General features: G+C 52.2%; 23 protein-coding genes and 1 pseudogene. 14 read left to right on the top strand and 10 right to left on the bottom strand.

The annotated features are described in order from the left end of the window. Nucleotides 1-23 precede the first annotated feature (23 nt). Nucleotides 24-1,520: a PLP-dependent aminotransferase family protein gene (locus CWM52_RS09425; RefSeq protein ID WP_100683866.1), complete on the top strand. Its 1,497-nt coding sequence runs from the start codon at nucleotides 24-26 to the stop codon at nucleotides 1,518-1,520. 515 nt (nucleotides 1,521-2,035) lie between these two features. Here CWM52_RS09425 and CWM52_RS09420 read toward each other — a convergent pair. The 4 genes and pseudogenes from CWM52_RS09420 to CWM52_RS09405 all read right to left on the bottom strand — a co-directional run bounded on the left by CWM52_RS09420 (nucleotide 2,036) and on the right by CWM52_RS09405 (nucleotide 5,000). Then, entirely contained in the window at nucleotides 2,036-2,608 is a 573-nt protein-coding gene (locus CWM52_RS09420; protein ID WP_100683865.1) for a YceI family protein, read from the bottom strand. Continuing rightward, nucleotides 2,605-3,177: a cytochrome b gene (locus CWM52_RS09415; RefSeq protein ID WP_100683864.1), complete on the bottom strand. Its 573-nt coding sequence runs from the start codon at nucleotides 3,175-3,177 to the stop codon at nucleotides 2,605-2,607. Before CWM52_RS09415 ends, CWM52_RS09420 begins: the two co-directional genes overlap by 4 nt. 330 nt (nucleotides 3,178-3,507) lie before the next feature. After that, nucleotides 3,508-3,714 (bottom strand): annotated as a pseudogene (locus tag CWM52_RS09410) (transposase); the annotation flags it as partial. 68 nt (nucleotides 3,715-3,782) lie between these two features. After that, complete coding sequence (locus tag CWM52_RS09405) at nucleotides 3,783-5,000, bottom strand: MFS transporter (RefSeq protein WP_100683863.1); 1,218 nt, start codon at nucleotides 4,998-5,000, stop codon at nucleotides 3,783-3,785. A 104-nt stretch (nucleotides 5,001-5,104) separates the two neighbouring features. On the opposite strand from CWM52_RS09405, the gene CWM52_RS09400 reads away from it, so the two are divergent. Beyond that, nucleotides 5,105-6,010 (top strand): LysR family transcriptional regulator, encoded by a 906-nt coding sequence (locus CWM52_RS09400; protein WP_100683862.1) that lies wholly within the window; start codon nucleotides 5,105-5,107, stop codon nucleotides 6,008-6,010. Nucleotides 6,011-6,182: 172 nt separating this feature from the next. Here CWM52_RS09400 and CWM52_RS09395 read toward each other — a convergent pair whose 3' ends face one another. From CWM52_RS09395 to CWM52_RS09385, 3 genes are read right to left on the bottom strand one after another with little or no spacing between them, the layout of a single operon-like run. Continuing rightward, nucleotides 6,183-6,947: an inositol monophosphatase family protein gene (locus CWM52_RS09395; RefSeq protein ID WP_100683861.1), complete on the bottom strand. Its 765-nt coding sequence runs from the start codon at nucleotides 6,945-6,947 to the stop codon at nucleotides 6,183-6,185. Next, the gene (locus CWM52_RS09390) at nucleotides 6,944-7,975 is read right to left on the bottom strand and encodes a LacI family DNA-binding transcriptional regulator (protein WP_100683860.1); all 1,032 of its coding nucleotides are present in this window, start codon (nucleotides 7,973-7,975) and stop codon (nucleotides 6,944-6,946) included. Before CWM52_RS09390 ends, CWM52_RS09395 begins: the two co-directional genes overlap by 4 nt. After that, nucleotides 7,972-8,742, bottom strand: a complete 771-nt coding sequence (locus tag CWM52_RS09385; protein ID WP_100683859.1) for an MBL fold metallo-hydrolase — start codon at nucleotides 8,740-8,742, stop codon at nucleotides 7,972-7,974. The genes CWM52_RS09390 and CWM52_RS09385 overlap by 4 nt, the downstream gene beginning before the upstream one ends. 163 nt (nucleotides 8,743-8,905) lie before the next feature. On the opposite strand from CWM52_RS09385, the gene CWM52_RS09380 reads away from it, so the two are divergent. From CWM52_RS09380 to CWM52_RS09365, 4 genes are all read left to right on the top strand, one after another. After that, on the top strand, nucleotides 8,906-9,955 hold the full coding sequence (locus CWM52_RS09380; RefSeq protein ID WP_100683858.1) for an ABC transporter ATP-binding protein: 1,050 nt from the start codon (nucleotides 8,906-8,908) through the stop codon (nucleotides 9,953-9,955). Between the two features lie 29 nt (nucleotides 9,956-9,984). Next, on the top strand, nucleotides 9,985-11,124 hold the full coding sequence (locus tag CWM52_RS09375; RefSeq protein ID WP_100683857.1) for an extracellular solute-binding protein: 1,140 nt from the start codon (nucleotides 9,985-9,987) through the stop codon (nucleotides 11,122-11,124). Between the two features lie 148 nt (nucleotides 11,125-11,272). Further along, a complete protein-coding gene (locus CWM52_RS09370; RefSeq protein WP_100683856.1) occupies nucleotides 11,273-12,106 on the top strand; it encodes an ABC transporter permease in 834 nt (277 codons plus the stop codon). Further along, the gene (locus tag CWM52_RS09365; protein ID WP_165785365.1) at nucleotides 12,103-12,963 is read left to right on the top strand and encodes an ABC transporter permease; all 861 of its coding nucleotides are present in this window, start codon (nucleotides 12,103-12,105) and stop codon (nucleotides 12,961-12,963) included. Before CWM52_RS09370 ends, CWM52_RS09365 begins: the two co-directional genes overlap by 4 nt. Before the next feature lie 46 nt (nucleotides 12,964-13,009). Here the strand turns inward: CWM52_RS09365 and codA are convergent, their stop codons facing one another. From codA to codB, 3 genes are read right to left on the bottom strand one after another with little or no spacing between them, the layout of a single operon-like run. Further along, on the bottom strand, nucleotides 13,010-14,248 hold the full coding sequence (codA, locus tag CWM52_RS09360) for a cytosine deaminase (RefSeq protein WP_100683855.1): 1,239 nt from the start codon (nucleotides 14,246-14,248) through the stop codon (nucleotides 13,010-13,012). Next, nucleotides 14,245-15,480: a PucR family transcriptional regulator gene (locus tag CWM52_RS09355; protein ID WP_100683854.1), complete on the bottom strand. Its 1,236-nt coding sequence runs from the start codon at nucleotides 15,478-15,480 to the stop codon at nucleotides 14,245-14,247. The genes codA and CWM52_RS09355 overlap by 4 nt, the downstream gene beginning before the upstream one ends. 2 nt (nucleotides 15,481-15,482) lie before the next feature. Beyond that, complete coding sequence (gene codB, locus CWM52_RS09350; RefSeq protein WP_100683853.1) at nucleotides 15,483-16,745, bottom strand: cytosine permease; 1,263 nt, start codon at nucleotides 16,743-16,745, stop codon at nucleotides 15,483-15,485. 522 nt (nucleotides 16,746-17,267) lie between these two features. On the opposite strand from codB, the gene CWM52_RS09345 reads away from it, so the two are divergent. From CWM52_RS09345 to maeA, 8 genes are all read left to right on the top strand, one after another. Continuing rightward, nucleotides 17,268-18,110 carry an undecaprenyl-diphosphate phosphatase gene (locus CWM52_RS09345; protein WP_100683852.1) on the top strand — a complete coding sequence of 281 codons (843 nt, stop codon included), beginning with the start codon at nucleotides 17,268-17,270 and terminating at the stop codon, nucleotides 18,108-18,110. Nucleotides 18,111-18,670: 560 nt separating this feature from the next. After that, on the top strand, nucleotides 18,671-19,021 hold the full coding sequence (locus CWM52_RS09340) for a helix-turn-helix transcriptional regulator (protein ID WP_100683851.1): 351 nt from the start codon (nucleotides 18,671-18,673) through the stop codon (nucleotides 19,019-19,021). Between the two features lie 96 nt (nucleotides 19,022-19,117). Beyond that, the gene (locus tag CWM52_RS09335) at nucleotides 19,118-20,347 is read left to right on the top strand and encodes an MFS transporter (protein ID WP_100683850.1); all 1,230 of its coding nucleotides are present in this window, start codon (nucleotides 19,118-19,120) and stop codon (nucleotides 20,345-20,347) included. A 100-nt stretch (nucleotides 20,348-20,447) separates the two neighbouring features. After that, entirely contained in the window at nucleotides 20,448-21,161 is a 714-nt protein-coding gene (locus CWM52_RS09330; RefSeq protein ID WP_100683849.1) for a CidB/LrgB family autolysis modulator, read from the top strand. A gap of 17 nt (nucleotides 21,162-21,178) precedes the next feature. After that, nucleotides 21,179-21,556, top strand: a complete 378-nt coding sequence (locus CWM52_RS09325) for a helix-turn-helix domain-containing protein (protein WP_100683848.1) — start codon at nucleotides 21,179-21,181, stop codon at nucleotides 21,554-21,556. 206 nt (nucleotides 21,557-21,762) lie between these two features. Next, nucleotides 21,763-22,140: a CidA/LrgA family protein gene (locus CWM52_RS09320; protein ID WP_100683847.1), complete on the top strand. Its 378-nt coding sequence runs from the start codon at nucleotides 21,763-21,765 to the stop codon at nucleotides 22,138-22,140. A gap of 124 nt (nucleotides 22,141-22,264) precedes the next feature. Then, entirely contained in the window at nucleotides 22,265-22,873 is a 609-nt protein-coding gene (locus CWM52_RS09315; protein WP_100683846.1) for a DUF2913 family protein, read from the top strand. Between the two features lie 639 nt (nucleotides 22,874-23,512). Continuing rightward, nucleotides 23,513-24,649 carry an oxaloacetate-decarboxylating malate dehydrogenase gene (gene maeA, locus CWM52_RS09310; RefSeq protein WP_100683845.1) on the top strand — a complete coding sequence of 379 codons (1,137 nt, stop codon included), beginning with the start codon at nucleotides 23,513-23,515 and terminating at the stop codon, nucleotides 24,647-24,649. Nucleotides 24,650-24,680: the final 31 nt, after the last annotated feature.

The following is a 24,680-nucleotide window of genomic DNA, read 5'->3' as shown; positions in this document are numbered from 1 at the left end:
GGTTTGTGTTGAACACACTATAGATGGCGCTCTGCATCGCCTGTATAGTCAGATTTATCAAAAACCAGACTATACAGATAGCGATGTGCGACCCCTTCCCGCCGACTCCCCACTACCGCCGAATCGCCGAAATGCTGCGGCTTACGCTCGCGTCAGGCGCTTTACGAACCGGCGATCGTATTATCTCCGCGCGTAAACTGGCCGAGCGCGAGCAGGTCAGTCTCCCCACGGCGCTGGAAGCCCTGCGCTGTCTTGAGGCGGAGGGGCTGATTATCGCGCGACCGCGTTCAGGCTACTTTGTTCGCCAGATAACCCCCGGCGGGGAGGCGCAAAGCCCCGCGTCTTTACCAGGGCCCGTGCCGGTAACCATGTCCGCTATAGCCCGCTCGTTGTTCGGTAGCGCTGAAGCGCGCCTGGTCCCGCTTGGCGCCGCGCTACCCGATCCCGCCTGGCTTCCCGTAGATGCGCTGCAGCGGGCGTTACAGACAGCCGGTCGTCGGCTTGATGCGCGCGGACAGAGCTACAGCCTGCCTCCGGGGAGAGCAGACCTGCGCCGCAAGATTGCCGCTCGCGCTGCGCAGTGGGGGGGCCTTTTTGGCGCGGATGACCTGATCATTACCGCCGGGGCAACACAGGCGCTACGTCTGGCGCTCCATGCCGTGTGCCGGCCAGGCGATGCCGTGGCGATTGAGCAGCCCGCCTACTTCGGCACGCTCCTGCTGTTGGAGAGTCTGGGTCTGAAGGCATTACAGATCCCCACGGACCCGATTGAAGGCTTATTGCTGGCGCCGCTTGAAGAGGCCATTCTGCGCCACCGTCCTGCCGCCGTTCTGGCCTCACCCACGGTGCAAAATCCGTTGGGTGCCAGCATGCCCGTTGAACGCAAGCGGGATCTGGTGACCCTGCTTGCCAGTCAGGGCATTCCGTTAATTGAGGATGATGTATATGGCGATCTGGCCGGCGGCGCGCAGCGGCCGCCAGCGTGTAAAGCCTTTGACAGGTGCGGAAATGTTATTTATTGCAGCTCGCTGTCTAAAACCCTGGCGCCGGGCTGGAGAATCGGCTGGATTGCTGCCGGACGCTATCACGCAACGGTATTGCAGGCCCGCATGGCAGGGGAGTGGGCAGGCTCGCCGCTGATGGAAGCCGCGGCAAACGAGATTCTGGCCAGCGGTGATTATGACAGGCATCTGCGGCACCTGAAGCTGCGGATTGCGCAAGGCATCCGGGCTATTATCGCAAAGGTTGGAACCAGCTTCCCACCGGGCACGCGCGTCGCCGCGCCAGAAGCCGGTTTTCTGATTTGGGTACAACTCCCGTCCGGGATAGAGGCGCTGGAGGTCCATCGTCGCGCACTCGCCCTTGGCATTGGCGTCAGTCCGGGACCGCTGTTTTCCCCTGGGGCGGCGGAACTGCAAAACTACCTGCGGTTGAACTGCGCGAATGAACCCACCCGCCAGCTTTTACATGCGGTGGAACAACTCGGTAGCTTATGCCATGAATTGGTCAGGGGGTATTGACCGAATCGCCATAAGTTTAAAGATCATGGGGGCACATATTGTCTGTATGGCTCAGTCTGAATATTGCACATTGCTGCTAACGTCCGCTCATAGCGGACTACGCCTGTTTATGAGTCCGGATATGATATAAACGGGGGAGGGAGGACCAATGGAACGAGATCATACGTTAGTGGGTAACTTTATGATATATCAAAATATAACAGAGAGAAAAACAGTCTGAAAATGCTGTCGTTATTAAGCGGGAAATGGCATTTAGTGGACCATCATGTCTCATGATCGATTTTTCAGACAATGGTTTTTCAGACAAGGATTTTTCTCTTCTCGGATGATTCTGGACACAGAAACGCCGTAGCCGTGACGTTCGGGAAAACTGATTTATTCAACAACGCCGCAGTATTATTATCAGGAATGAAATTCTGTTGGGATGGTCTCTGAATGATGCGTTGGCGTCTTATCAAAAAATAATCTGCCTGATGTGAAGTCAAAAACCCGGCATATTATGCCGGGGTAAGATTTTATTGCTGAATGCCTTCGACAGAGATTATCAGCTCAACGTCTTGTGACGCTGGTCCAAGATCGCTTTTAATATTAAAGTCTTTGAGGTGGATGTTGCCCTTGGCTTCAAAACCTGCGCGTTTACCGCCCCATGGATCATCCCCTTTACCAACTAGTTTTGCATTAAGGGTGACCGGGTGCGTTACACCATTGAGTGTCAGGTCACCGGTAATATCAAGGTTGTCACCATTTTGTTTCACTTCCTTCGACAAGAAAGTTGCTTCCGGAAATTTACTTACGTTCAGGAATTCAGCACCACGCAGATGTTTATCTCGTTCTGCGTGGTTAGTGTCGAGACTGCCGGTAGCGATTTTCACACTCACTTTATCAGCCGCTGGGTTAGATTCATCATAGGTGAAAGTCCCGTCAAAGTCTTTGAAGGTACCATATAACCAACTATAGCCGAGATGTTTAATCTTGAAGTTTATAAATGCGTGCTGCCCCTCTTTATCAATTTTATAATCAGCTGCAAAAGCAGGAGCGGATGAAAACAGGACAGCAAACAGCGAAAGACCCAGCAGGTGTTTTTTCATTTTTTAACTCCAGTTTGTGATGACGATTTACCAAGCATTCTGAGAAGTGTTTCGTCTTTATCGATAATATGGTGTTTAACGGCCATCAGCCCATGCATCACAGAGACAATAACAACGGCCCAGGCAACCCATAGATGGATTGTTCCTGCGAGATCCGCTTGTATTGCCGCATCGGTTAATGTTGCCGGAACTTCAAATAAACCAAACACATTAATGGGTTTACCATCTGCTGTTGATATTAGATATCCGCTAATGACAATGGTCAACAGGGTAGCATATAGAAATATATGCGCTAAACTCGCGCCAATGCGTGTCAGTCGCGAATAGCTTTTTAACGGGGCTGGCGGTGGTGAGATGACTCTCCATACAATCCTAATCACCAATCCCATCATTAAAAGGATACCGATTCCTTTATGGATCTCCGGGGCTTTGTGATACCAGACATCGTAATAGCCTAGTGTGACCATCCACAAACCTAAGGCAAACATCGCATAGACTGCTACTGCTGTCAGCCAATGCAAGGTTATGGATATAAGGCCAAACGTTGTTTTTGAGTTTGTCAGGAGCATGAAATAAAAGCTCTGTTATGTAACAAAATACTAAAATGACGACATTCTTTTAATTAATCAATCATTAATTTGCGGATGATGTGAAATTATATTCTAGTTCAAATTTATTGTTTAACCTCTATGTTTTTCCGCCAGTTTTTAGCACAATAATTCATATTCCCTATTGGGTTTTATATAGTTAAGTAAATGTCGTTTACATTAATTTGAGAAAATATTCATATCTTTATCAGACCGGATGGCGCTTTTATTCGTATATTCGGCATACGACTCCGTTTGCGCTGCGACGCAGAGTCTGCCGTTTTTGCGTGCACGGATCCTGCCAGCTCATTATTTGTAGCGGAAGTTGTTTTCTCTCGTTCTTACGGCTACGGTGGCGGCAAGCCAGAAGGCATATCTTAATCGCGCAGTACCACGTTTCGACAATCTGTAACCCCTGTGCTTTTGTCCGCTCTGACGGGCGGAAAGATTAAAACCGCAAAAGTTGAGGTACAGCCGGTAGTGGGGGAAACGTGTCAGCTCGCCACTTTCAGCAATGACATCACGGTCAATTGCTCAGGACGTCTTTTCCGCAAGGAACTGACTTATCGATTCATAGCCAGCAAAGGCTAAACATCATTGCCAGACAGTTCAACAACAGGCCGGATAATACGTTTAGCCAGTTTCTTTTGCAGTATTATGACCATAACAGGAAATCCACAGGCGGCTAATGCACTAACAACCAACAGTCTGTTGAGATTTTGCGTTGTTATTCCCGGATCAGGTAGTAATAAGGAAGACAGAAAGAATGCGAGAGTTGTTATCAGGTACATTATTGCTGTCTGTAGTGAAGTAAAACTAGCTCGTCGTTCATCCTCAGGATACCGGACAGCAACCGATGAAGCGGCAACAAGTCGGCTATATGCAGCACCAGTAAATAAGGTTATAAATAGAACTGCATTATGATAACCCGTTGCAGGCAGCAGCAAGCTTGCGACAAACAACAGAGTTGAAATGGTTGCCAGCATCAGCGCAGATAAATGCGATATCAGAATACCTGTTATTTTTGTAGACAAATAACCTGCTATCCCGCCACTTAAAAACAAAAAGGGTAATAAGTTTTGTGCTGCGCCCATATACTGCGTCATTAATGGAGTCAAAACAGGAATGATCAGCATGGGACTAAATTGTACCAGTGCAGGGCAAGAGGCGAAAAGTAAGGTTTGAGCGTCAATAGACAGATTTCTCTTCACGCCCGCTGGAAGCGTATCCCTGGGGACAATCAATATTATCAACGGTACAGAAAGCAGGCAGAGTGAACTGATTAACCACAGCGCGCTATGCCAGCCATTGTGCGTGCACAAAAATAAGACCGCTGGCATGCCGACAATACTGACCATCGAAAATGAAGCAATCACCGTTGCCAGCATTTTTCCACGTAAGTTAAGCGGGGCACAGTTTATCAAAATGCTCATGCCCACTCCCATTGTTGTGCCACCAACCAGTCCTGCGCAAAATCGGAGGGCGAGTAGAGCGCCAAAATGAGTCATCAGTGTGGACAAAAATGTTAACACTGCCAGCAGCACCATATTCCTGATCAGGAATCGTTTTTTATTAACCCGGTCGATCATATAAAAAGCAACCATTCCGGAAAGGACGGCACCCAGTGTGTACATACCGGAAACATAGCCAGAAAATGATACGGGAACTGCAAGCCCGTCTGCCATAAAAGCAAAAACCGGCGTTAACGCCATATACTCCAGCGCATTAGTGAACTGGATAAAAGCCATGACAATGGCTATCCGCATGAGGGCTTTATGATTAAACGTCTGTGTGACCTGTAGCATAGCAAGCAACCTATGGATAAAAGATACCCTGAGTTTAACCGCTATCAATGGTGTGTGTTATATGATAGAAATGGCATTTATTATTATCAAATATGGGATAATTGATGCGTCCGGCTCTTGATTTTAATACCCTGAAAGTGTTCATTGCGGTGGTTGAAAGAGAAAGTTTTGTTGGGGCATCTAAAGTCCTTGAAATGCCGACATCAAATGTCAGCCGCTGTATTTCTCAGTTAGAAGAAAGACTCAATCTTCAACTCATAGAGCGCAGCACCCGACATATGAAACTCACCCCGGCGGGGCGTCTGCTCTATACCCGAGCGAAGCCATTACTGGAGGCGCTTGAGCAAACTGAGATAGAATTAACGTTGCGGCAAATGCAACTCAAGGGGCCTTTACGCATCTGTATTCCCAATGAAATAGGTCCCGCATTGCTGGGTTCTGTTATTGCCGATTTTGCCTGTCTGTACCCGGACCTGGAGATCAGCTGTATTACAAATTTGTCTGGCCTTGAATCTCTGCGCGATGATCTGGATTTAGCTATCATTATTACCCGTGGTCAGATGGAGGACGGTGACTATATAGCCCGTCATCTGGTGACTATCCCTTGCACTATTGTGGCAGCCCCGTCCGTTATTCAGCGTTATGGTACCCCTTCTCATATCCGGCAATTTGCAGAATTACCCTGTATTACAACGGTAAGTGCATTGAAAGGCGCGCCCTGGCAGTTTGTTAATATAAAGGGGGGATTCGAGACTATTAAGGTTAATGGGCATTATCGGGTAAACAGCGGAGAGATGGCAGGCCGCGCGGCGCTAGCAGGTGTCGGTTTTGCAATTCTATCGAAACAAGCCTGCCAACCCTACATTAGCGATGGACGGTTGATTGAGGTTGAGTTTGAACAAGCGCCGGCGCCATTGCAATTGTTCGCACTGTATTCCGACCGGCGTTACTTGCCCGCTAAAACAAGAGCGCTCATTGATTTCATGCATCAGAAATTGCGCAATGACTGACGGAATACAACCGCGCCTGAATAACCTGCCGCCAGCGGTAAACCCGGAAATCGCAAAAAGCGCGTGGAACTAAAACCGGCATGCTGACAGGCGAGCGGCGAAACAAAGCGCCAGGGTGAGCCGATAAAAAGCGGCTGCGCGCAGGCTTTTTATCGGCGCATGGCACGAACGGTTAGGGGTTCTCCAGCAGGGTGGAAAGACGCGCCAGCACAGCGGCGCATCCGGCCAGCACCAGATTGCCGTTTAACAGACCATTATCGGCGAGAAACGCATTACTGACACCGCCCGCTTCGACAATGATCAGCATCCCCGCCAGCGCGTCCCAGCTGTTCATATGCTCTTCGTAATAGGCATGCACCTGCCCGCTGGCAACGTGGGCGAGCATCAACGCCCCGGCGCCAAAGCGGCGATACTCCATTCCGCCATTGAGCACGCGGCCCAGGGCGCGGGTATAGTTTTCGACCGGCGCGCGGCTCGAGCGCCCGATACCGATAACCACCGTTTCCGGATCCGGCTCGCGTAGCGTCAGACGCCGATCGTTAAGAAATGTCCCTGCGCCACGCCGGGCAAAGAAAAACTCATTCCGATCCGGGGCGTAGATAATCCCCAGCTCCGTGGTGTTCTCGCGAACGTAAGCCAGCGAGATGCACCAGTAATCCATCCCCTGAATATAGTTGGTGGTCCCGTCGATAGGGTCTAGTACCCAGGTACCGTGCTCGCCGGCCTGCAGGCCGCTCTCTTCGCCGAGAAAACCATCCTGCGGACAGTGGGTGTTCAGCCAGCTTTTGATCTCTTTTTCCACATACAGATCGGCGTGCGAAACAAAATCCTGGCGGGCTTTTTTATCCACCTGTAACCCGGCATTGCGTAATGCCTGCGCTTCTGCACCCAACCGGCGAATCAATGCACATAATGATTGTTGCTGTTCTTCCGTCATGGCCTGCTCTTTTGAGGTGATGGCGACGTGCGCCGGGAAATGAGCTCTACATCCACCCAGGTTGTCCGCGAGGGTTGCAACGGATCGTCCGCGCGCTCCAGCAGGCGGGTTAATGCCTGGCGGGAAATCTCCGCAATGTCCTGATGCAGGGTGGTGAGCTGGTAACTGTATTGCGCCGTTTGTGGCGTATTGTCAAAACCGATGAGCTGAAAATCGTCCGGGGCGTGCCTGCCGCGCTGGCGCATCCCGTCAAGAAAACCGCAGGCGAGCTGCGCATTGGCGCAGAAGATGCCATCAAGAGTCTCATCGGCTCCGACTGCGGCCTGAAACCCACCGTCATAACCCTCGTCGGGCGCGATGATCGCCTGCAGATTGCGGGCGGTGTCGACACCGAAGGTCTGTAGCGCCTGATAAAAAGCATCGCCGCGCATTCGTCCGGCCCAGGTGGAGTGCGCGGTATTAAGCCAGCCGAAACTATGGCAGCCGTTGCGCACCAGTTGCCCGGCTGCGAGGGTTGCGCCGTAGACGTTGTCTGAGCTGACGTAATCCACAAAGGGGATATCCGGCTGGCGGTTGATGCCTACCACCGGGATCTGTTGCGACACGCACTCATTCACCAGCGATTCCGGTGGCTGACCCGAGGTCACGATCATCCCGGACACACGGAACTGGGAAAAACGGCGCAGCGTGCGGGCCAGGTCTTTTTCGCTGCGAATTTCACTCACCAGCGCCTGAAAACCACAGCGCTGGATCTCGCTCAGCAGAGCATCCAGCAGGCTGCTGCGAAACGGGTCGCTGATGCGTGAGACAATCACGCCAACCAGATGGCTGCGGCGGCGGTTGAGCCCCTGCGCGAGAAAGTTAACCTGATAACCCAGCTCCTCCGCCGCGCGCAGGACCCGCTCCCGGGTGTCGGGGGAGATACTGCCATTATTGCTCAGCGCGCGTGAGACCACCGCCCGTGAGACGCCCGCACGGTGGGCGACATCCTGCGCGGTGACGCTCTGTTTACGGGGGACTGAACTCATGCCGGGCGTTCCTGCGCAGAAATCACGGGGGCGTTGAGCGCGCATTGCAGGCCGTCATGGCTGACGAACAATCCGTTCCACGGCTGGCAAGCGCGCTTAAGGTCATCCAGTATCGCGTCGTGACAGTGATAGAGTCCCAGCGCCGGGAGATTCAGTTGCTGAAACAGCGTCAGACAAGAGGGAAAATCGCCGTGTGACGCCTCACTGCTGAGGGCCGTCAGCGACGCACATTCCTGGAAAGCAAGATCGGCGCCCTCCATAAGCGCCACTGACTCTGGCGTTGGGCGGCCGTCACCGCTGTAAAACAGCGTCTGCTGGCCCTGGGTGATACGAATGGCGCAGTTGGTGAGCTCATGCCGGGTTTCGGCGGTCTGGATATGCCAGTCGTGCCACGTCCATGCGTCGGCGGTGTCGCGCCAGTCGAGATCAAAACACAGCGTGGTCTGCGGCCAGGTGGCGAGCGCGGCCAGTTGCCTCAGCACGGGGCGCTGCTGCGGCTGACTGTAAATAATCAACGCTTTGTGGCGCGAGAAGCTGTGCCAGTAGTTGAGCAGCGCCGCCAGCCCGCTACAGTGGTCCGGGTGAACGTGGGTAAAATAGACGGCGTCGATATCATTGGCGTCTCCCCCGCGTTGCCACAAGGCCCGGGGAATGGTGGGGCCGCAGTCAATCAACCATTGCCGGTTCGCCTCATCGATTATCCGCAGCGCAGAGGTATTTTGTTCACGGGAGAAGGCGCTGCCGCACCCAAGTACATCTATTTTCATTTTCCCTCACCAAAAAATGTTTGACGCTTAATTAAATTGTCACAAATACCCGACAAAGTAGGCTCACATAATGTCGAGTCAACATTGCATTTTTTTTACATTCGAATGAACACGTGTTCATTGCAGTAAAAAAAGTCCACGCAGCGATTTTTGGGTAATGAATATGAGTTATTTACAGATTGCCGGGCTTCAAATTAGCTATGGCGAAAAGATTGTGTTGCATAATATCGATCTGCAGGTCGGGAAAGGCGAGATGATTGCCCTGTTGGGGCCGTCCGGCTGCGGAAAAACAACGTTGCTCAATGCGCTTTGTGGTTTTATTCCGGTAAAAACCGGGGAGATTACCGTTGCCCATCGCGATATTACCCACAGTGCGCCGGAGCAGCGCAATATCACGATGGTATTTCAAAGCTACGCGCTGTGGCCGCATCTGACGGTGGCGCGCAATATTGGCTATGGGCTGAAACTGCGCAAATGGCGTCGTGACGATATTGACCGCCGCGTCACGGAACTGCTCGGCATCGTCAATTTGACCGGTCTGGCGGATGTGAAGGTGACGGAGCTTTCCGGTGGGCAGCGGCAGCGTGTCGCTCTGGCGCGGGCGCTGGCCATTGAGCCGGACGTGCTGGTGCTGGATGAACCGCTGTCGAATCTCGATGCCAAAGTGCGTCTCAACGTGCGGCATGAAATAAAAACCCTGCAAAAACGTCTCGGCTTTACCTCATTAATTGTCACCCACGATCAGCAGGAAGCGCTGGTTATGGCTGACCGCATCGCGGTGTTAAATAATGGCCGCATCGAGCAAACAGGCACGCCGGAAGATATTTATCAACGTCCCGCGACACCATTTGTTGCGGATTTTATGGGGGCGGACAATAAAATTTCTGCCAACCAACTCTTTGCCGCTCGGGACATTTCCCTGCGCGTCCAGGGGAAATATTCCGCTGACGATTTTCGCGACCGGACGCTTTATTTTCGCAGCGCCGATACGGCGCTCGGTGCGTTAACCACCCGTATGCCTGACGAGGGCTTAAGCCTGAATGGCGTAGTCGAGCAAAGTGTTTTTCTTGGCAATTTATATCGCCACAGCGTGCGCTGTCGCGACCGCGTGTTACTGGCGGATTCAAGCCAGTGCTGGCCCGCGCAGTCATCCGTGCAACTGCACGTTCCGGCCGCCGCGTTACATATTTTTCCATCGTCTCAAGCAAATTAATTTCATTGTGTTCATTTTGGGGATAGACCATGTTGACTAAAACGAAAGCTGCGGTAGTGACTGCATTGTTTCTGAGCTACGGCGCGCAGGCCGACACCATCCTGAACGTTGCCACCGCAGGCGATCAGAATATGGTGGATTACGTGAAAACCTGGCTGGGGCCGAAGTTTGAAGCGGCGCATCCGGGCGTAAAAGTGCAGGTGGTGGGGACCGGTCCCGGCGATGCCGGCTCAAATAAAATCATCGAGAAACTGAGCGCGCAAAAAGAGAGTGGCGCGAAGACCTGGGATATTGATGTGGCGGTCGTTCATCAGAAAGCCGGTGGCGAACTGGTGGAAAAGGGGCTGCTGGAGAAATACCGCCAGCAGATTAGCACTGGCAGCATGGTGAGCGCCGATAGCGCCAAAAATGCCCTCGGCGTGAACGTCGACGGCTACGTGATGCCGATGTTCTTAAGCCAGACCGCTATCGCATGGAACAGCGAAGCCATCAAAACGCCCCCGGCGTCTTACGATGAACTGGTGAGCTGGGCGCAGAAAAACCCGCAGGCTTTCGGCTATAACGGCATCAAAAACGGCATGTCCGGCGTGAGCTTTGTGGTGGGCTGGATGTACGCCTACGGCACGGACGCCCGGCGTCTGTCTGCGCTGCCTTACGACAAAGGCGTGGAGAAAAACTGGAGCCAGGCCTACGAGAAGCTGAAGGCCTTTAATAAGAATGTGACCTTCACGCCAGGCAATGCCGGTACGCTCGATATGCTCAGCCGCGGCGAGATCACCATGGGGCCGGTGTGGGTGGATATGTTCTACAGCTGGAAAGATCAGGGCAAGCTGCCGCCGTCTATCAAACTGGCTCTGCTGTCGCCGGGGATGCCGGGACAGCCGATGTACTACGTGATCCCGGCGAAGGCGGCAAACTCACAGCTGGCGCGTGAATTTATCGAGCTGGCAACCAGCCCGGACGTGCAGGCGCAGGGGATCGTGAAACAGTTTAACTGGTACCCTGGGATCAATGCGGAGTACGTGAAGCCGAAGCTGGATCCGGCGACCTGGCAGAAGCTGTTCGCGGAAATCTCCCCGAAAGCGCTGGCGGACTACGGCAAAAGCTTCCCGATCGCCCCTTACTTTGACGACATAAAAGAAGGCTACGAAAGCCAGGTCGCCAACTAATTATACCCGTCATACTTCACGCTGCAGGCGCGTTGGCTACACTCGTTCACCGCCAGCCTGCAGCGGGAATTATTGAGGGTATACCGTCAATGTTCAGGCGCGACATGACGTCGCCCTGAGCGTTTTTTGTTCTGATGTCAGGTTTGCTATGCGCCGTTCGTTGAAATATCTGTTACTGGTCGCGCCTGCCGCGCTGATGATCGCCGTGCTCTTTTTGTACCCGCTGGGGTTCTCGCTGATTGCCGCGTTTACCAACGATGCGCGGCAGTTGACCCTGGGCCATTTCGCTAAGGTCTATGCTCTCTATTCCAGCGATATCGCCTTTACGGTGGTGATTGTGCTGATCTCCGTGGCGCTGCTGGCCGCGATTTCGATCACCCTCTCGGCGGTGATCACATTGTCACCCTGTCGGCCGATTGTGCGCATGCTGGGGTTCTTGTACCGTCTGCCGCTGTTTATCCCTTTTATTGTCGCCGCGCAGATGATGCGGACCTTCCTCGCTAAAAACGGCCTGATGAACAATGCGCTGGTGGCAACCGATCTGTTTACGCCGATGGAGACCGTCTCCTGGCTGGGCTGGAAAGGGATCATCATTACCTTTGTCTGGAAACAACTGGCGTTCGCCACGCTGCTTATCTGCGGCGCGATGGCGGCGCTGGAGCAGTCGCAGATCCTGGCCGCTCGCAATCTTGGGGCTTCGCGCGTGCGTATTCTGTTCGACGTTATTCTGCCGCAGGTGCTGCCTGCTATCGGCGTGGCGCTGGTGCTCTCGACCGTGACCATGATGTCGGTGCTTTCCGTGCCGCTGATGATCGGTGTCGGCACGCCGACGATGATGACCGTGGACATGGCGTTTCGCGTCAACTCTTACGGCGACTACGCGGTGGCCAATGCGCTGGGCGTGGTATCACTGCTGATATGCAGCGCGCTGTCGTGGTTCTACCTGCGCCATAGCCTGCAACAGAAGGGGGGCGATTTATGAAAGAGGTCAGTATGACTTTACCGGAGACGTGGCTGGCGAAAGGGCGGCGAAAACTGAGCGCCAGTCTGCCGCTGCAGACGCTGCTGTTGGTGTTTATGCTGTTGGCGATGTTTGGCCCGCTGCTGAACTTACTCATCTGGACGGTGGCGGAGAGCTGGTTTTTCCCCCATGCGCTGCCCAGCCAGTGGGGGCTGAAATACTGGTATCAGGTGTTCAGTCCCTACAGCGATGTTTCCGGTTCACTCCTCACCAGCGTGCTGATTGCGGTGCTGGCGGTGGGGGTGTGTCTGGTGATTTCGGTGCCGGCAGGTTATGCGCTTTCACGGCGAGGGATGCCGCTGCGGGTGCTGTTCATGCTGCTGTTTTTGATTCCGCAGGCGTTTCCGAACCTGACGGTGTACATGAATATCGCCCGGCTTTTCTATCAGTGGGGGTTAAACGGGACGGTAGCGGGCGTGGTGCTGGTGCATAGCATGCACGGCCTGATGTACTCGGTATGGATTTGCGTGGCGGCCTTTTCCGCCGTGGATCCGTTGCTGGCGAGGGCGTCACGTAACCTCGGCGCCGGGCCGATTTACACCTTCTGGCATATTGTGCTGCCGCAGGCCTCGCCGGGCATTATTGCCGCCAGTATTTTTGTTTTCCTCGAATCGCTGGATGAATTTACCGGCACGTTTTTCGTCGGCGCACCGGACATCAGCACGCTGCCGCTGCTGCTGTACAACGCCAGTATGTCGGGGAACTATCAGGTGTCGTCCATTACCGCCCTGATTCTGCTGGTGCCATCGCTGCTGTTTATGCTGGTCATCCATAAGTTTATGCGCCCGGAGATGCTGTCAAAACTGGGCAAAGGGTGAGGGGGAAGGGCCCGTTCTCCATCGTCGAACGGGCATACTCGACGCCTCACTCCGGATAGCAAATCTGCTCCGGCTGACGTTGCATAATCACCTCACCGTGGCGGATAGAGGTCAGCACTTTGGCCTGGCGACGTACCGCGTCATAGTCGTTTTCCGCATCAAGGATCAGCAGGTTGGCCGGGCGCCCTTCGGCAATACCGTAGTTAGCGCCCAGGCACAGCGCCCGGGCGCTGTTCTCGGTAATGAGATCGAGGCAGCGCTGCAAATCTTCATACCCCAGCATATGGCAGATATGCAGTCCGGCGTCGAGAATGCGCATGATGTTGCCATTGCCCAGCGGATACCACGGATCCTGGATGGAGTCCTGGGCAAAGCAGACGTTGATCCCGGCGCGATCCAGCTCTGCGACGCGCGTCACGCCGCGGCGTTTTGGCCAGCTATCGAAGCGCCCCTGCAGGTGAATGCTTTCGGTCGGGCAGGAGATAAAGTTGATGCCTGAGGATTTGAGCAGGCGGAACAGCTTCGAACAGTAGGCATTATCGTAGGAGCCCATGGCGCAGGTATGGCTGGCCGTTACCTGGGCGCCGATGCCGCGTACCCGGGCTTCTTCCGCCAGCACCTCCAGAAAACGCGACTGCGGGTCGTCGATTTCATCGCAGTGGACATCCACCAGGCAGCCATGGCTCTGGGCCAGATCCATCAGAAAAACCAGCGAGCTGACGCCCTTATCGCGGGTGTTTTCGTAATGCGGAATACCGCCCACCACGTCGGCGCCCATCTCAATGGCACGGGTCATCAGGTCGCGTCCGCCGGGAAAGGATTCGATGCCCTCCTGCGGAAAAGCGACGATTTGCAGATCGATAAGGTGGGCCGCCTCTTTTTTCACCATCAGCATCGCTTCCAACGCCGTCAGCGAGGGGGCGGTGACATCAATATGGGTACGCACATGCTGCACGCCGTTATCGCGCAACATGCCGATGGTTTTCAGCGCCCGCTGGCGCGTATCTTCAATCGTGACGCGCTCTTTACGCTGGCTCCAGCGGGCGATGCCCTCGAACAGCGTGCCGCTCATATTCCACTCCGGTTCGCCCGCCGTCAGGGTGGCGTCGAGATGGATATGCGGCTCGACAAACGGCGGAATAACCAGCTTGTGCCGCGCGTCGATATCGCCGGTGTCAGCTGTTCGCGCGGCGTCCTGCGCGGTGATGCTTTTAATCAAACCATCCTGTAGCTCCAGGGTATAGAGCGCTTCTTTATGGCGCAGGCGCGCGTTGATAATGTTCATGGTTGTTCCCGTAAATGGTTTTGCGACATACGCCAGATAGCCAGGGCGACCGAGGCGTTGAGATGAAATTGCGGATGGCTGACCGGATAGCCGGTCAGTTTTTCAATACGTTGGATGCGCTGATGCAGCGTGTTGCGGTGAATAGCCAACCGCTCGGCGGCCCTGACCACGTTGCCGCTCTCCTGAAGCAGCGTTTCCAGGGTCTCCATTAACAGCCACGGACTTTTGCGGTCGGGTTCGATCAGGCAGCCGAGGGTGTCATGCATAAAGTCGGTGAGTAGAGTCGGGTCGCTGACGGCGGAAAGCAGCTTGATAAAGCCCAGTTGCTGATAGTCGCTGATGCGCTGGGCCGGGCGCAGGTTATCGCTGAGATCCAGCGCCTGGCGCGCCTGCGACAGCGCGCGCTGATAGCCCTGTAGCTGCTGCACCGGCGCCGACAGACCACACAGCATCGACAGCCCGTCGCGGCCTTCCGCCTGGGTCAGCAGCCACTGTTCTAACCCCTTTTTCTGCTGATAAAATTCGCCTTCCTCGTCCGGAAGCAGGAAGAGAAACATATTGCTGCGTTCAATCAGCGGAAAGGGATTGCCCTGCTGGTTGAGCTGCTGCTGCAGGCGCTGGCGCACGGTGCGGCGAGCCTGCTGGAGCCAGGTTTCGGCCTGCTCCGGCGGCAGCTGGCGAAACAGGCGCGGTATCCCCTCCAGGCGCAGCGCCGCCACCCGCAGCGGGCGGGTAAAGTCCAGCTGCTGGTGGAGCGCGCGTTGATGCAGGATATGCAGGTCGGGGTAGTCGCCGGTCAGCAGCTGCAGCAGAATATCGCGCTGTGATTGCAGGGCATTCTCGCTACGTACCAGCGCGGTGCCGATGCGTTCGGTCACCATCACCATCTTCAGCAGATAGGGCTGTTCGATCAGCGGAATACCCAGCTCGTCGGCCAGCGCGATCAGGCGCGGCGGAATCGCCTGAATATATTGGTCGCCGGTGAGGATCACCATCCCGGCGATCCCGCGCTGTTTGCCTTCCATCAGCAAATGAATCAGGTTGTTTTCATCGCGGGGATGGTTGATCCCGGTGATAAAGACCAGCTCCCCGCCCATGATCCATTCGGCGATATTTTCATTTTCCGCCACGTAATACCAGCGCACCGCCAGCTGCAGCCCCTGTTGCCCCGCGCGCAGGCGCAGGGCGGAGAGCCCGTCAAGTGCAAGGATTTCACTGACCGTCAGGCCCATGATTACTGCTCCGCGACCGAGTCAGCGGCGGGCTGACGTTTGCTCAGACGCGTCAGGGCGATGTAGACCAGCGCAGAAACGGTAATGCCCACCAGTGGCGCAATCCACGGCGACAGGTAAGCCACCACCGCGCCCACGGCGTAGGCGCCAAGCCCCAGCCAGTTAAAACGCGGCAGGCGGGCGGTGTGCAGCAGAGGATAGCGGCCGCCGCGATAAAACCAGTAGTCGGCAAGGATAACGCCGCCGATGGGCGGAATGATGCTGCCCAGCAGCACGAGGAAAGGGATCAGCATTTCATACATCCCGCCAATGGCCAGCAGAATGCCGACACCGGCGGCGACTACGGTCAGGGTGCGGCGACGTTCGCTGCGCAGCAGGTGGCAGGCGGCCGCCGAGACGTTATAAATCGTCGGCCCCTGAATGGTCAGCAGGTTGAGGCACAGCATTACCACCGCCGCCACGGACAGCCCCTGTAGAATCAGCACCTCCACAATATCGGCCTGCTGATAGACGATGGCGCACCACGCCCCGGCAACAATCATCAGCCCGTTGCCGACGAGGAAGCTGCTCATGCTGGCGACGATGGCGGTACGGCTGGAGTTAGCCAGCCGCGTCCAGTTCGTCGCCTGGGTCGCGCCGCTGGCGAAAGTGCCGAATACCATGGTGATGGCCGCCGACCAGGTCATGGTTGCGCCCGGTTCGATTTGGGTCATCGCCTGCCAGCCACCGGCGTGATGAGCGGCAAGATACATAGAGACCACCAGCAGAATAAACATCAGCGGCACCGACACGCGGGACAGCGCATCCAGCCCCTTGTAGCCGACCAGGGCGGTGACGCAGAACAGGATGCCGAACAGAATCATCAGCACAATAGTCATCGCCTCGGGCAGGGCGAGGATCTTGACCAGCGAGATAGCGACCGTCGCCGTACCCCAGGCGTACCAGCCCAGTTCGGCGAAGCCGAGAATAAAATCGGCGAGCTTGCTGCCGATTTCACCGAAGCAAAAACGGCCCATCAGCACGGTATTCAGCCCGCTGCGCGCGGCAATCCAGCCGAGCGACGCGGCATACAGGGCCAGCAGAAAGTTGCCGATAACCGCGATCCACAGCAGGTTTACGATGGAAAAAGAGACGCCGAGCTTGCCGCCTGCAAACATGGTGCCGGTAAAAAAGGTGAAGCTGAACAGGACCATGGAAATCGAAAACACGCCCTTACGCCCGGAGGCGGGCGCTTCGACGAGTGGAAAATCATTGCTGTTTGACATTGTGGAACCTCTGAGTGGTTATCCGAATAGCGATACCAGAGGTTTAGCAAGAGATATGCCAAAAATATCGCGGCACAGGCAACATAATGAAGTGGGCACTTTGCACATAAAACGGCGTTAATCTGCCGCTAAGGGTCATAAGAGTGTGCAGGGTGCAAACTTTCGCACCATGATGGCGCAGTCGCTCAGCCACCCGTTGCGCGGGGCATTTTTTCCCATCGTCCTGTTTCCTGACCTGAGGCCGCGCGCTTGTTGCCGATCTTTACCGCCGGATATGTCAGCGGGCAGGTCTTTTATCCGGGAACAAGAACGGCTGAACAGAGACGCGAAAATCCGCCGCCCCAACGGCTCCAGGGGAAAGTCAAACGAAGGTTAAACGAAACGTTTTCTTCAACCCGGCGCTGTGTATCGCTATTAAAGATGTCACCGCTAAGGATTATATTCACGCAGGGTACTGAATGGATTCATGACCTGATGCTTTGTCTTAGTATTTAACATGGGAATCCATCACCCGGAGAAAATATGACCTTTTTGAACATATTGATTTTGGCAGTCATTCAGGGGCTGGCTGAGCTGTTGCCTGTTTCCAGCTCGGCACACGTTATTATGGCGGAAAAAATACTGGGGCTGAATCCAAGTGCACCAGACATGACATTGCTGTTGGTTATGCTGCACACCGGGACGATGTTTGCTGTTATCGTTCATTTCTGGAAATCCTGGCGTGTCACCTATTTTAGCTCTGGCGCGGCGTTTAAACATTATGCTCTGCGCATTATTATTGCCACCATCATGACGGGGATCGTCGGCTTAACCCTGCAACATATCATCAAGGTTTATTTCTCTGGCAATACGCCAGATTTCGAAATTGAATCACTGTTCAGCAACAGTAAACTGATTGCTTGCGGGCTTGTCGTGTCGGGCATTCTCATTATTGTTTCGTCGCGAATAAAAGAAAGTCATAGTCAGCGTCTCTCTTTAATCCAGTCGGTCATTGTGGGGATGGTGCAGGGGCTTTGTCTGCCTTTTCGCGGGTTATCCCGTTCCGGCGCGACAATTTCTACTGCATTATCCGTCGGCGTTGCCCGAAAAACCGCAGAAGAATTCAGCTTTGCGCTGGCGGTTGTGCTGACGCCCATTGTTATCGTCAAAGAAGTGGCGCGCGCTTTCCATGCCAGCGCCGCACTCAAGGCGGTCTCACCGACCGTTTCCTCCATCGTTCTGCCGAGTTTGCTGGGTATGGTTTTCAGTTTTATCGCCGGTTTAGTGGCGCTTCGCTGGCTGGCGGGCTGGCTGGAACATGACAAGTGGCACCTTTTTGGCGGCTACTGTCTTCTTGCCGCCTGCGCCGTTCTTTGGATAGGGTAAATCTTATCGTCGTGGCGCGTAAGATACCCTAAATCATGCGCGTCGCAGGGCAAAGCATCCCCCTTCGGGAATAGCGCATGCGCTGTTCCCGAAGGGCAGAGGCCACAGGGCGAATGACACGGCAATGCCGTAGCCCGGCGCCAATGACAGAGATGAGCATCTGCCGCCAACGCCCGTGCAGCGTGAGGTCTTTTAATCGCGGCGACTGGCAGAGCGTGATATTCCCGTGGTGAGCTATACCGTGGCTTTGCGGATGACCGCGCAGTTCCCGCCATTCGGACGCGTCCCCTCGCTTCATGGGCTCTGTAAGCCGAACCATTATCCGTCAGCCATTCCACATTGCCTGAGTTTGGCCGATCCACACATGAGAAGTCGCTGTTTTCCCGCCAGATATCCTCCTTCGCCCCCGGATATGCAACCGTTACATAACATTCCATAATGGAATGTTATGTATTCTAAATATTCACTTTTAGAATACATGGATTAGGGTATGATTGCCCTGTTGTTTTTAATCCGCCAGCCTTGGCTAATGAAAAATGGATATTAATTAAGGCATTTAAATGAAAGATAAATCCTCTTCCTGTCTTATGCGTTTAACCATTCAGGATATACTGGAGTGGATAGAATTTAATTTAACAGAGGAGTTAACACTTCGGGTCCTGGAAGAAAAAACAGGATACTCCCAATGGCACTTTCAAAAAAGTTTCAAAGGAGTGACTGGTATGTCTCCAGGTGTATATATAAGAAAGCGTAAAATGGTTATTGCCAGGGATTTACTGAAAGAAACAAACAGTTCAATCACAGAGATCGCAATGTATCTCGGTTACAGACAGCAGTCCACCTTCTGTCGGTCATTTCGACAGCATTATCATTTAACTCCACGTCAATATCGTCTTAATACACGGAGCTGATCCGTTCAGTAATCATCCTGCACCAGGGATAATCTGAATGATACAGGAATTAAGAAATAATCATTTGCCAATAAAAATCCATTGACAGGTATCATTATGACCCATAAACAAGATTTACGGCAAGCATCTCAACCTGTTACTCGCTGGCTGACTTTCACAGGCACTCTTCTGGCCCAGTTCGCTTTGGGTTCGGTATATACCTGGAGTTTGTTTAATAGTCATTTTGCAACACAACTCCACACTACGGTTCCAAACGTTGCTTTCACCTTTGGTATCCTGTGTCTCTGTCTGGCCTTTGCATCCAGTTTTGCGGGGAGGCTACAGGATAAATTTGGCGTTAAAGTGCTTACCATATTTTCTGGTATCGCACTGTTACTGGGTTTAGGGCTGACGGGGATCGCTCATAGTCTGACAATGCTGTGGATTTTTGGCGGTGTCCTGGTAGGACTGGCTGACGGTATTGGCTACTTACTTACGCTGACCAACTGTATTCGCTGGTTCCCGGAACGTAAAGGACTCATTTCCGCTTTATCTATCGGTTGTTATGGGGTGGGGTCACTAGCCTTCAAATTCATTAATATGGATCTGCTTGCCAATAACTCATTACATACCGCATTACTGTACTGGGGAGTTATTGCTGCGGTGGTTTGCATCATTGGCGGGATATTAATGACTGATGCGCCATATCAAAATGTGAAAGTTGCCAGTGGTGCGATCCAGAAAGAATATACTCTGCGTGAAGCTGTTTGTACGGCGCAATTCTGGATGTTATGTCTAATGTTCGGAACCGCAATGATGGGAGGATTGTACATTATTGGTGTGGCAAAAGATATTGCGCAAACCATCGCCCATCTCGATGGCGTGACGGCTGCAAACGCGGTAACTGTTGTGGCTGTCGCCAACTTAGTCGGTCGTCTGGTGATGGGCATAATGTCCGATAGCATACGCATCATCCGAATTGTCACCTTTGGTCAGATAATCCTGCTGGTGGGTATGGTTCTGCTTAATTTTTGCCATCTGAATGAGTATAGTTTCTTCTTTGCTCTGGGGTGTGTCGCGTTTAATTTTGGTGGTCACCTTACCACTTTTCCATCCCTGGTGGCTGAGTTCTTTGGTCTGAATAATGTCACTAAGAATTATGGCGTCATTTATCTGGGTTTTGGGATCGGATCTTTCCTGGGGTCTGTGATTGCTTCGGTTTTCGGTGGCTTCCAGTCAACTTTCTGGGTCATCTTCGTTTTAGCCATTATCTCTATCATCTTCTCACTAACGGTGAAGCGTCCTGCGAACACTGAGGACGACTCTTATATTCCATGGGGTATCTGAGTTTAACCGAACCCGTTTTAAGTCGAGTCATGTATTCAGCAATGACCATGATAGTCGCGATGGTGAGAATCTGTTGATGTAGATGCGAGGTGAAAAGTAAATGATTTTTAATATCTGCTGGTCTCTACCGTTAACTTTATGTCTGTTCTTTTCAGCTCGCTGGCTGGCAATGAATAAAATAAAAAACCCTTTGTTCAATCCACTTCTCATTACGCTGATTATCATCATTGCTATCCTGGCATTTGGACACATTCCTTATGCGAGCTATTTCCAGGGGTCTTCTTCACTCAACGCTCTGTTGCAGCCAGCCGTTGTGGCACTGGCTTTTCCTCTTTATGAGCAACTGGTTCAGCTCCGTGCGAAATGGAAATCGTTGATCATCATCTGCACGATAGGTAGCCTTACAGCAATGTTTTCAGGCAGCATTATCGCCTTAGAAATGGGCGCGACGCCTCAAATGGCCGCGACCATCCTGCCTAAATCAGTGACAACACCCATTGCAATGGCGGCAAGTAGCGCGATTGGAGGTATCCCTGCTATCACTGCAGTATGCGTTATTCTGGTTGGTATTTTGGGGGCCGTGCTTGGTCATGTGTATCTGAACATTGTGCATATTAATCACAAGATCGCACGGGGACTTTCAATGGGCTCTGCAAGTCATGCGTTGGGCACTTCCCGCTGTGCTGAAATTGACGCGGAAGAAGCCGCATTTAGTTCCGTGGCTTTGGTGCTATGCGGAATCATAACCGCAGTTCTGGCACCGTATGTTTTCAAAATAGTCATGTTTCTCGTACCCTGGCTACTGAATAGATAATCCAGAGGTTATTATTTATGCATATTTCAGCTTCTGTTATCGACACTATTGTGGAATGGATTAATGAGAATTTACATCGAAAGCTATCTATTGAAGAAATTTCAATTCATTCAGGCTATTCAAAATGGCATATCCAGAGGTTATTTTTTCATTACAAGGGAGAAAACCTGGCAAGTTATATCAGAAGAAGGAAAATGGAGCTTGCGGTTCTGCAGTTAACCCACACTGATGCCTGTATCTACGAAGTTGCTCTGACTTGTGGGTATGATTCTCAGCAAACGTTTACCCGCGTATTTTCTCGTACCTTTGGGCTATCGCCCGGTGCCTGGCGTAAAGAGAGAAGAAAATCTATGGCAGACTGTTTGCGTCAGGTCGGAACCCAACATTATTATTGATACTGATACTATTAAGTATAACAGGATATTTAATCATGCCTATCTGGATGGTCGTAAGAAAATGCATTTTATACTCATTAAGTATAATTGGCTGTGGATATATAGAGTATGTTTTTATTTTTAATCATTACTGGTAGGTGCGTTATTCTGGGTATTGTAAGTTTTTAAATGTAATCTGGTTACTTCGAGCCGGTGAGGGATATGTCATGCCTGCTATCATTATGAAATATATACGTGCATTTGTCATAATTTATGTTTGTCTCTATCTGGGTTTATTTATAGCCCCGATATTACCAGTGGCTATTCCAGGCAGTATTCTGGGGTTGATTATTTTGTTCGTTCTTCTTTCATTTCAGATAATCCCTGAAAGGTGGGTTAATCCGGGATGTACTCTTCTTGTTCGTTATATGGCATTGTTATTTGTTCCGATTGGCGCAGGCGTTATACAATATACGGGTTTACTGCGAGCACAGTTTGGTCTGATTTTTGTTTCCTGTCTGGGAAGTACCATCATCGTGATGGTTGTTGTGAGCTATACGTCGCATCTGGTGCATAATAAACCTCATGCCAAAGGGAAGTCATGACTGATGTGTCGGGTATAATTAAATGTATCCTTAGCCGATGTTTTAATTTTCAGATAATGGTATAGAAATTATACTGTTAACAGGGTTTATCAGATAAATTCAATGACTAATCACTGGAGATGTTATGAATAATTCCAGGCCTGACATAAATCATCAACAAAAAATGGCTGATACAGAGCGTTTTTTATGGTGTGCGCTTATAGCGCTGCATCTGTCACGTATTGATGGAAAAACTCCCTCACCACTAATGGAGCATATTTTTCTGCAAAACTGGCTTGTTACCGCTAAAAAACAAAGACGTTTCCCTCAGACTGTTGCAAAAGACATTGACTACCTTATACAACTTAGCAGAGATCTGGGGCCATCAGCGAAGTTAGGCCAACGTTTAGACATACTGTGGAAAACCAGTATTATCAGGCCACAGGAGGGTTCTCCACTCTCACGATTGACACGAGTGATCCGGATACTTAAATGTCAGGGGTGGTCAGATATCACGCTGAAACAACGAAGCTGGACAGCTGTTAAGCATGTGGACATCAATACTGAAGCGCCGGCTATTTTTATCCTGGGAATTGATTTGGTTGAGTGTTTTTCAGATGCTGGCGATCTGACTAAATCAATGGATATCCTGTCAACGGGTGATGCGGACATATTATTCAATGCATTCAAAACCGAAGGTTTAACTATAAAAATGCATCCAAAAAAACAGTCTTACTTTACCATCGAAAATTAATTCATCAAAAGCAGACTGTTCGCATCCCGACGCCAGCCAGTACGGGTTGATCTGCCACGTGAGTCTCAGATCTGCCTGATGGCGTTATAAATACAGCAGATGGAGCAGGCGTAAACTCCCCTGGATGCCCATCCCGCCCCCGACAGCGTCGTCGGGCTACGTTGCGAAGTGCGCCGCAATCTTTTTAATATGTCCCGTTCAGCAGTAACCCGCTTTCATTCCTTCTGGAGTCGGTGGAGCTTGCTTTACCGGGTAAATTTACACCGCCAGCTCTCTTTTTCTTCGCCTTATCACCACCGCCAGAACATACCCGTCCACCAGATGAGTTTCCCGTGCTTCCCCGCGTTTTTTTGTGCGCATCCGGCATGACAACTCCTGAGCCCCCCGATGTCGTTCGGTAAAAAAAGACCCGGCAGACTAGCGGTATAGAACTTTAACTCCCGCGGTTCCGTTCGGAAAACCGAACATGATATCCGTGTTTTTCCGGTTAACCGGAATGTCTGACACCGAAAATTTAATCTAATCGTTATTTATCAATGAGTTAATTATTATTAAATAGTGGCGCGCGCAATTCAATATCACTGGTGCGATGAACGTTTCATTCATCAATAGACAATGATTTAATTTGGAGAGTTGAATATGACTGTGCTGCAGAACTCCATCCTGAAAGGGGGTGAATTATTAAAAAATCCAGGCCTGAATAAAGGCACGGCTTTCACCCAATCAGAACGTCGTACCTGTGGTTTAGAAGGGCTGTTGCCATCAAATGTTGAAACGCTGGATTTGCAGGTCAGACGCGCATTGTTAAACGTGGAGAAAAAAGCAAACGATCTTGAGCGCTACAGTTATTTACAGGATCTGGAAGAACGTAATGAGGTGGTGTTTTATAAAACGATTATGTCGGATCCGAAACGCTTTATCCCTGTTCTTTATGATCCGGTGGTTGCGGATGCCTGTCTGGAATTCGGCCACATTTATCGCCGCCCCCGCGGAATGTACATTACTCACCATATGCAGGGGCGTATCGCGGAAGTATTGCGCAACTGGCCTGTAAAAGATGTGCGCTTTATCTGCGTCACTACCGGTGGGCGTATTCTGGGGCTGGGCGATATCGGTGCCAACGGTATGGGCATTCCTATTGGCAAACTCCAGCTTTACACCGCTTGCGCAGGTGTCCCGCCGGAATGCCTGTTGCCTGTGCTGTTCGACATCGGCACCACGAACAAGGCACTGCTGAACGATCCGATGTATCTCGGCTTGCATGAGGAGCCGATCAGCACGAGTAAGCTGGATGAACTGACCGCAGAGTTTGTCGAGGCGGTACAGGAAGTCTTCCCGGAATGCTGCATTCATTTTGAAGACTGGAAGGGCACTGATGCTATTCGCTATCTCGACCGCTATAAAGATGAGGTGCTCTGCTACAACGATGATATTCAGGGAACAGTGAGCATCGCGCTGGCTGGTATTTCCGCAGCACTGAATATCACCGGCGGCAAGCTGGTCGATCAGCGCGTTCTGTTCCTCGGCGCGGGGTCAGCCGGGCTGGGCATCGCCAAACTGATTGTCAAAGAGATGGCAACAGAGGGGTTGAGCGAGGAAGAAGCCGTTAAGCACATCCGCTTAATGGATATCAATGGGCTCATCAACCAGAAACGTGAGGACCTCAGCCCTGCGCAGTTGCGCTATGCGCATGATGAGCCTGCAACTAACGACCTGGTTGAAATGATTGAACGCTTCAAACCCACCATTTTGGACCCTGTAAATAATTCTGTGTAATTGCCATCCGATTAAAGGTGGTCGCTCAGGC

The sequence above is a fragment of the Raoultella sp. T31 genome, from assembly GCF_002806725.1.
Taxonomy (GTDB): Bacteria; Pseudomonadota; Gammaproteobacteria; order Enterobacterales; family Enterobacteriaceae; genus Klebsiella; species Klebsiella electrica.
Note: the sequence above shows the minus strand (reverse complement) of the source record. Positions and strands in the feature narration are given on the sequence as shown.

Excerpts from the sequence above, each read along its gene's own strand:
- maeA (WP_100683845.1), top strand. The coding sequence starts at position 23,513 with ATGACTGTGCTGCAGAACTCCATCCTGAAAGGGGGTGAATTATTAAAA.
- CWM52_RS09345 (WP_100683852.1), top strand. The coding sequence starts at position 17,268 with ATGACCTTTTTGAACATATTGATTTTGGCAGTCATTCAGGGGCTGGCT.
- codB (WP_100683853.1), bottom strand. The coding sequence starts at position 16,745 with ATGTCAAACAGCAATGATTTTCCACTCGTCGAAGCGCCCGCCTCCGGG.
- CWM52_RS09425 (WP_100683866.1), top strand. The coding sequence starts at position 24 with ATGGCGCTCTGCATCGCCTGTATAGTCAGATTTATCAAAAACCAGACT.
- codA (WP_100683855.1), bottom strand. The coding sequence starts at position 14,248 with ATGAACATTATCAACGCGCGCCTGCGCCATAAAGAAGCGCTCTATACC.
- CWM52_RS09320 (WP_100683847.1), top strand. The coding sequence starts at position 21,763 with ATGCCTGCTATCATTATGAAATATATACGTGCATTTGTCATAATTTAT.
- CWM52_RS09400 (WP_100683862.1), top strand. The coding sequence starts at position 5,105 with ATGCGTCCGGCTCTTGATTTTAATACCCTGAAAGTGTTCATTGCGGTG.
- CWM52_RS09420 (WP_100683865.1), bottom strand. The coding sequence starts at position 2,608 with ATGAAAAAACACCTGCTGGGTCTTTCGCTGTTTGCTGTCCTGTTTTCA.
- CWM52_RS09340 (WP_100683851.1), top strand. The coding sequence starts at position 18,671 with ATGAAAGATAAATCCTCTTCCTGTCTTATGCGTTTAACCATTCAGGAT.
- CWM52_RS09395 (WP_100683861.1), bottom strand. The coding sequence starts at position 6,947 with ATGACGGAAGAACAGCAACAATCATTATGTGCATTGATTCGCCGGTTG.
- CWM52_RS09385 (WP_100683859.1), bottom strand. The coding sequence starts at position 8,742 with ATGAAAATAGATGTACTTGGGTGCGGCAGCGCCTTCTCCCGTGAACAA.
- CWM52_RS09380 (WP_100683858.1), top strand. The coding sequence starts at position 8,906 with ATGAGTTATTTACAGATTGCCGGGCTTCAAATTAGCTATGGCGAAAAG.
- CWM52_RS09325 (WP_100683848.1), top strand. The coding sequence starts at position 21,179 with ATGCATATTTCAGCTTCTGTTATCGACACTATTGTGGAATGGATTAAT.
- CWM52_RS09365 (WP_165785365.1), top strand. The coding sequence starts at position 12,103 with ATGAAAGAGGTCAGTATGACTTTACCGGAGACGTGGCTGGCGAAAGGG.
- CWM52_RS09415 (WP_100683864.1), bottom strand. The coding sequence starts at position 3,177 with ATGCTCCTGACAAACTCAAAAACAACGTTTGGCCTTATATCCATAACC.
- CWM52_RS09330 (WP_100683849.1), top strand. The coding sequence starts at position 20,448 with ATGATTTTTAATATCTGCTGGTCTCTACCGTTAACTTTATGTCTGTTC.
- CWM52_RS09355 (WP_100683854.1), bottom strand. The coding sequence starts at position 15,480 with ATGGGCCTGACGGTCAGTGAAATCCTTGCACTTGACGGGCTCTCCGCC.
- CWM52_RS09370 (WP_100683856.1), top strand. The coding sequence starts at position 11,273 with ATGCGCCGTTCGTTGAAATATCTGTTACTGGTCGCGCCTGCCGCGCTG.
- CWM52_RS09315 (WP_100683846.1), top strand. The coding sequence starts at position 22,265 with ATGAATAATTCCAGGCCTGACATAAATCATCAACAAAAAATGGCTGAT.
- CWM52_RS09405 (WP_100683863.1), bottom strand. The coding sequence starts at position 5,000 with ATGCTACAGGTCACACAGACGTTTAATCATAAAGCCCTCATGCGGATA.
- CWM52_RS09390 (WP_100683860.1), bottom strand. The coding sequence starts at position 7,975 with ATGAGTTCAGTCCCCCGTAAACAGAGCGTCACCGCGCAGGATGTCGCC.
- CWM52_RS09375 (WP_100683857.1), top strand. The coding sequence starts at position 9,985 with ATGTTGACTAAAACGAAAGCTGCGGTAGTGACTGCATTGTTTCTGAGC.
- CWM52_RS09335 (WP_100683850.1), top strand. The coding sequence starts at position 19,118 with ATGACCCATAAACAAGATTTACGGCAAGCATCTCAACCTGTTACTCGC.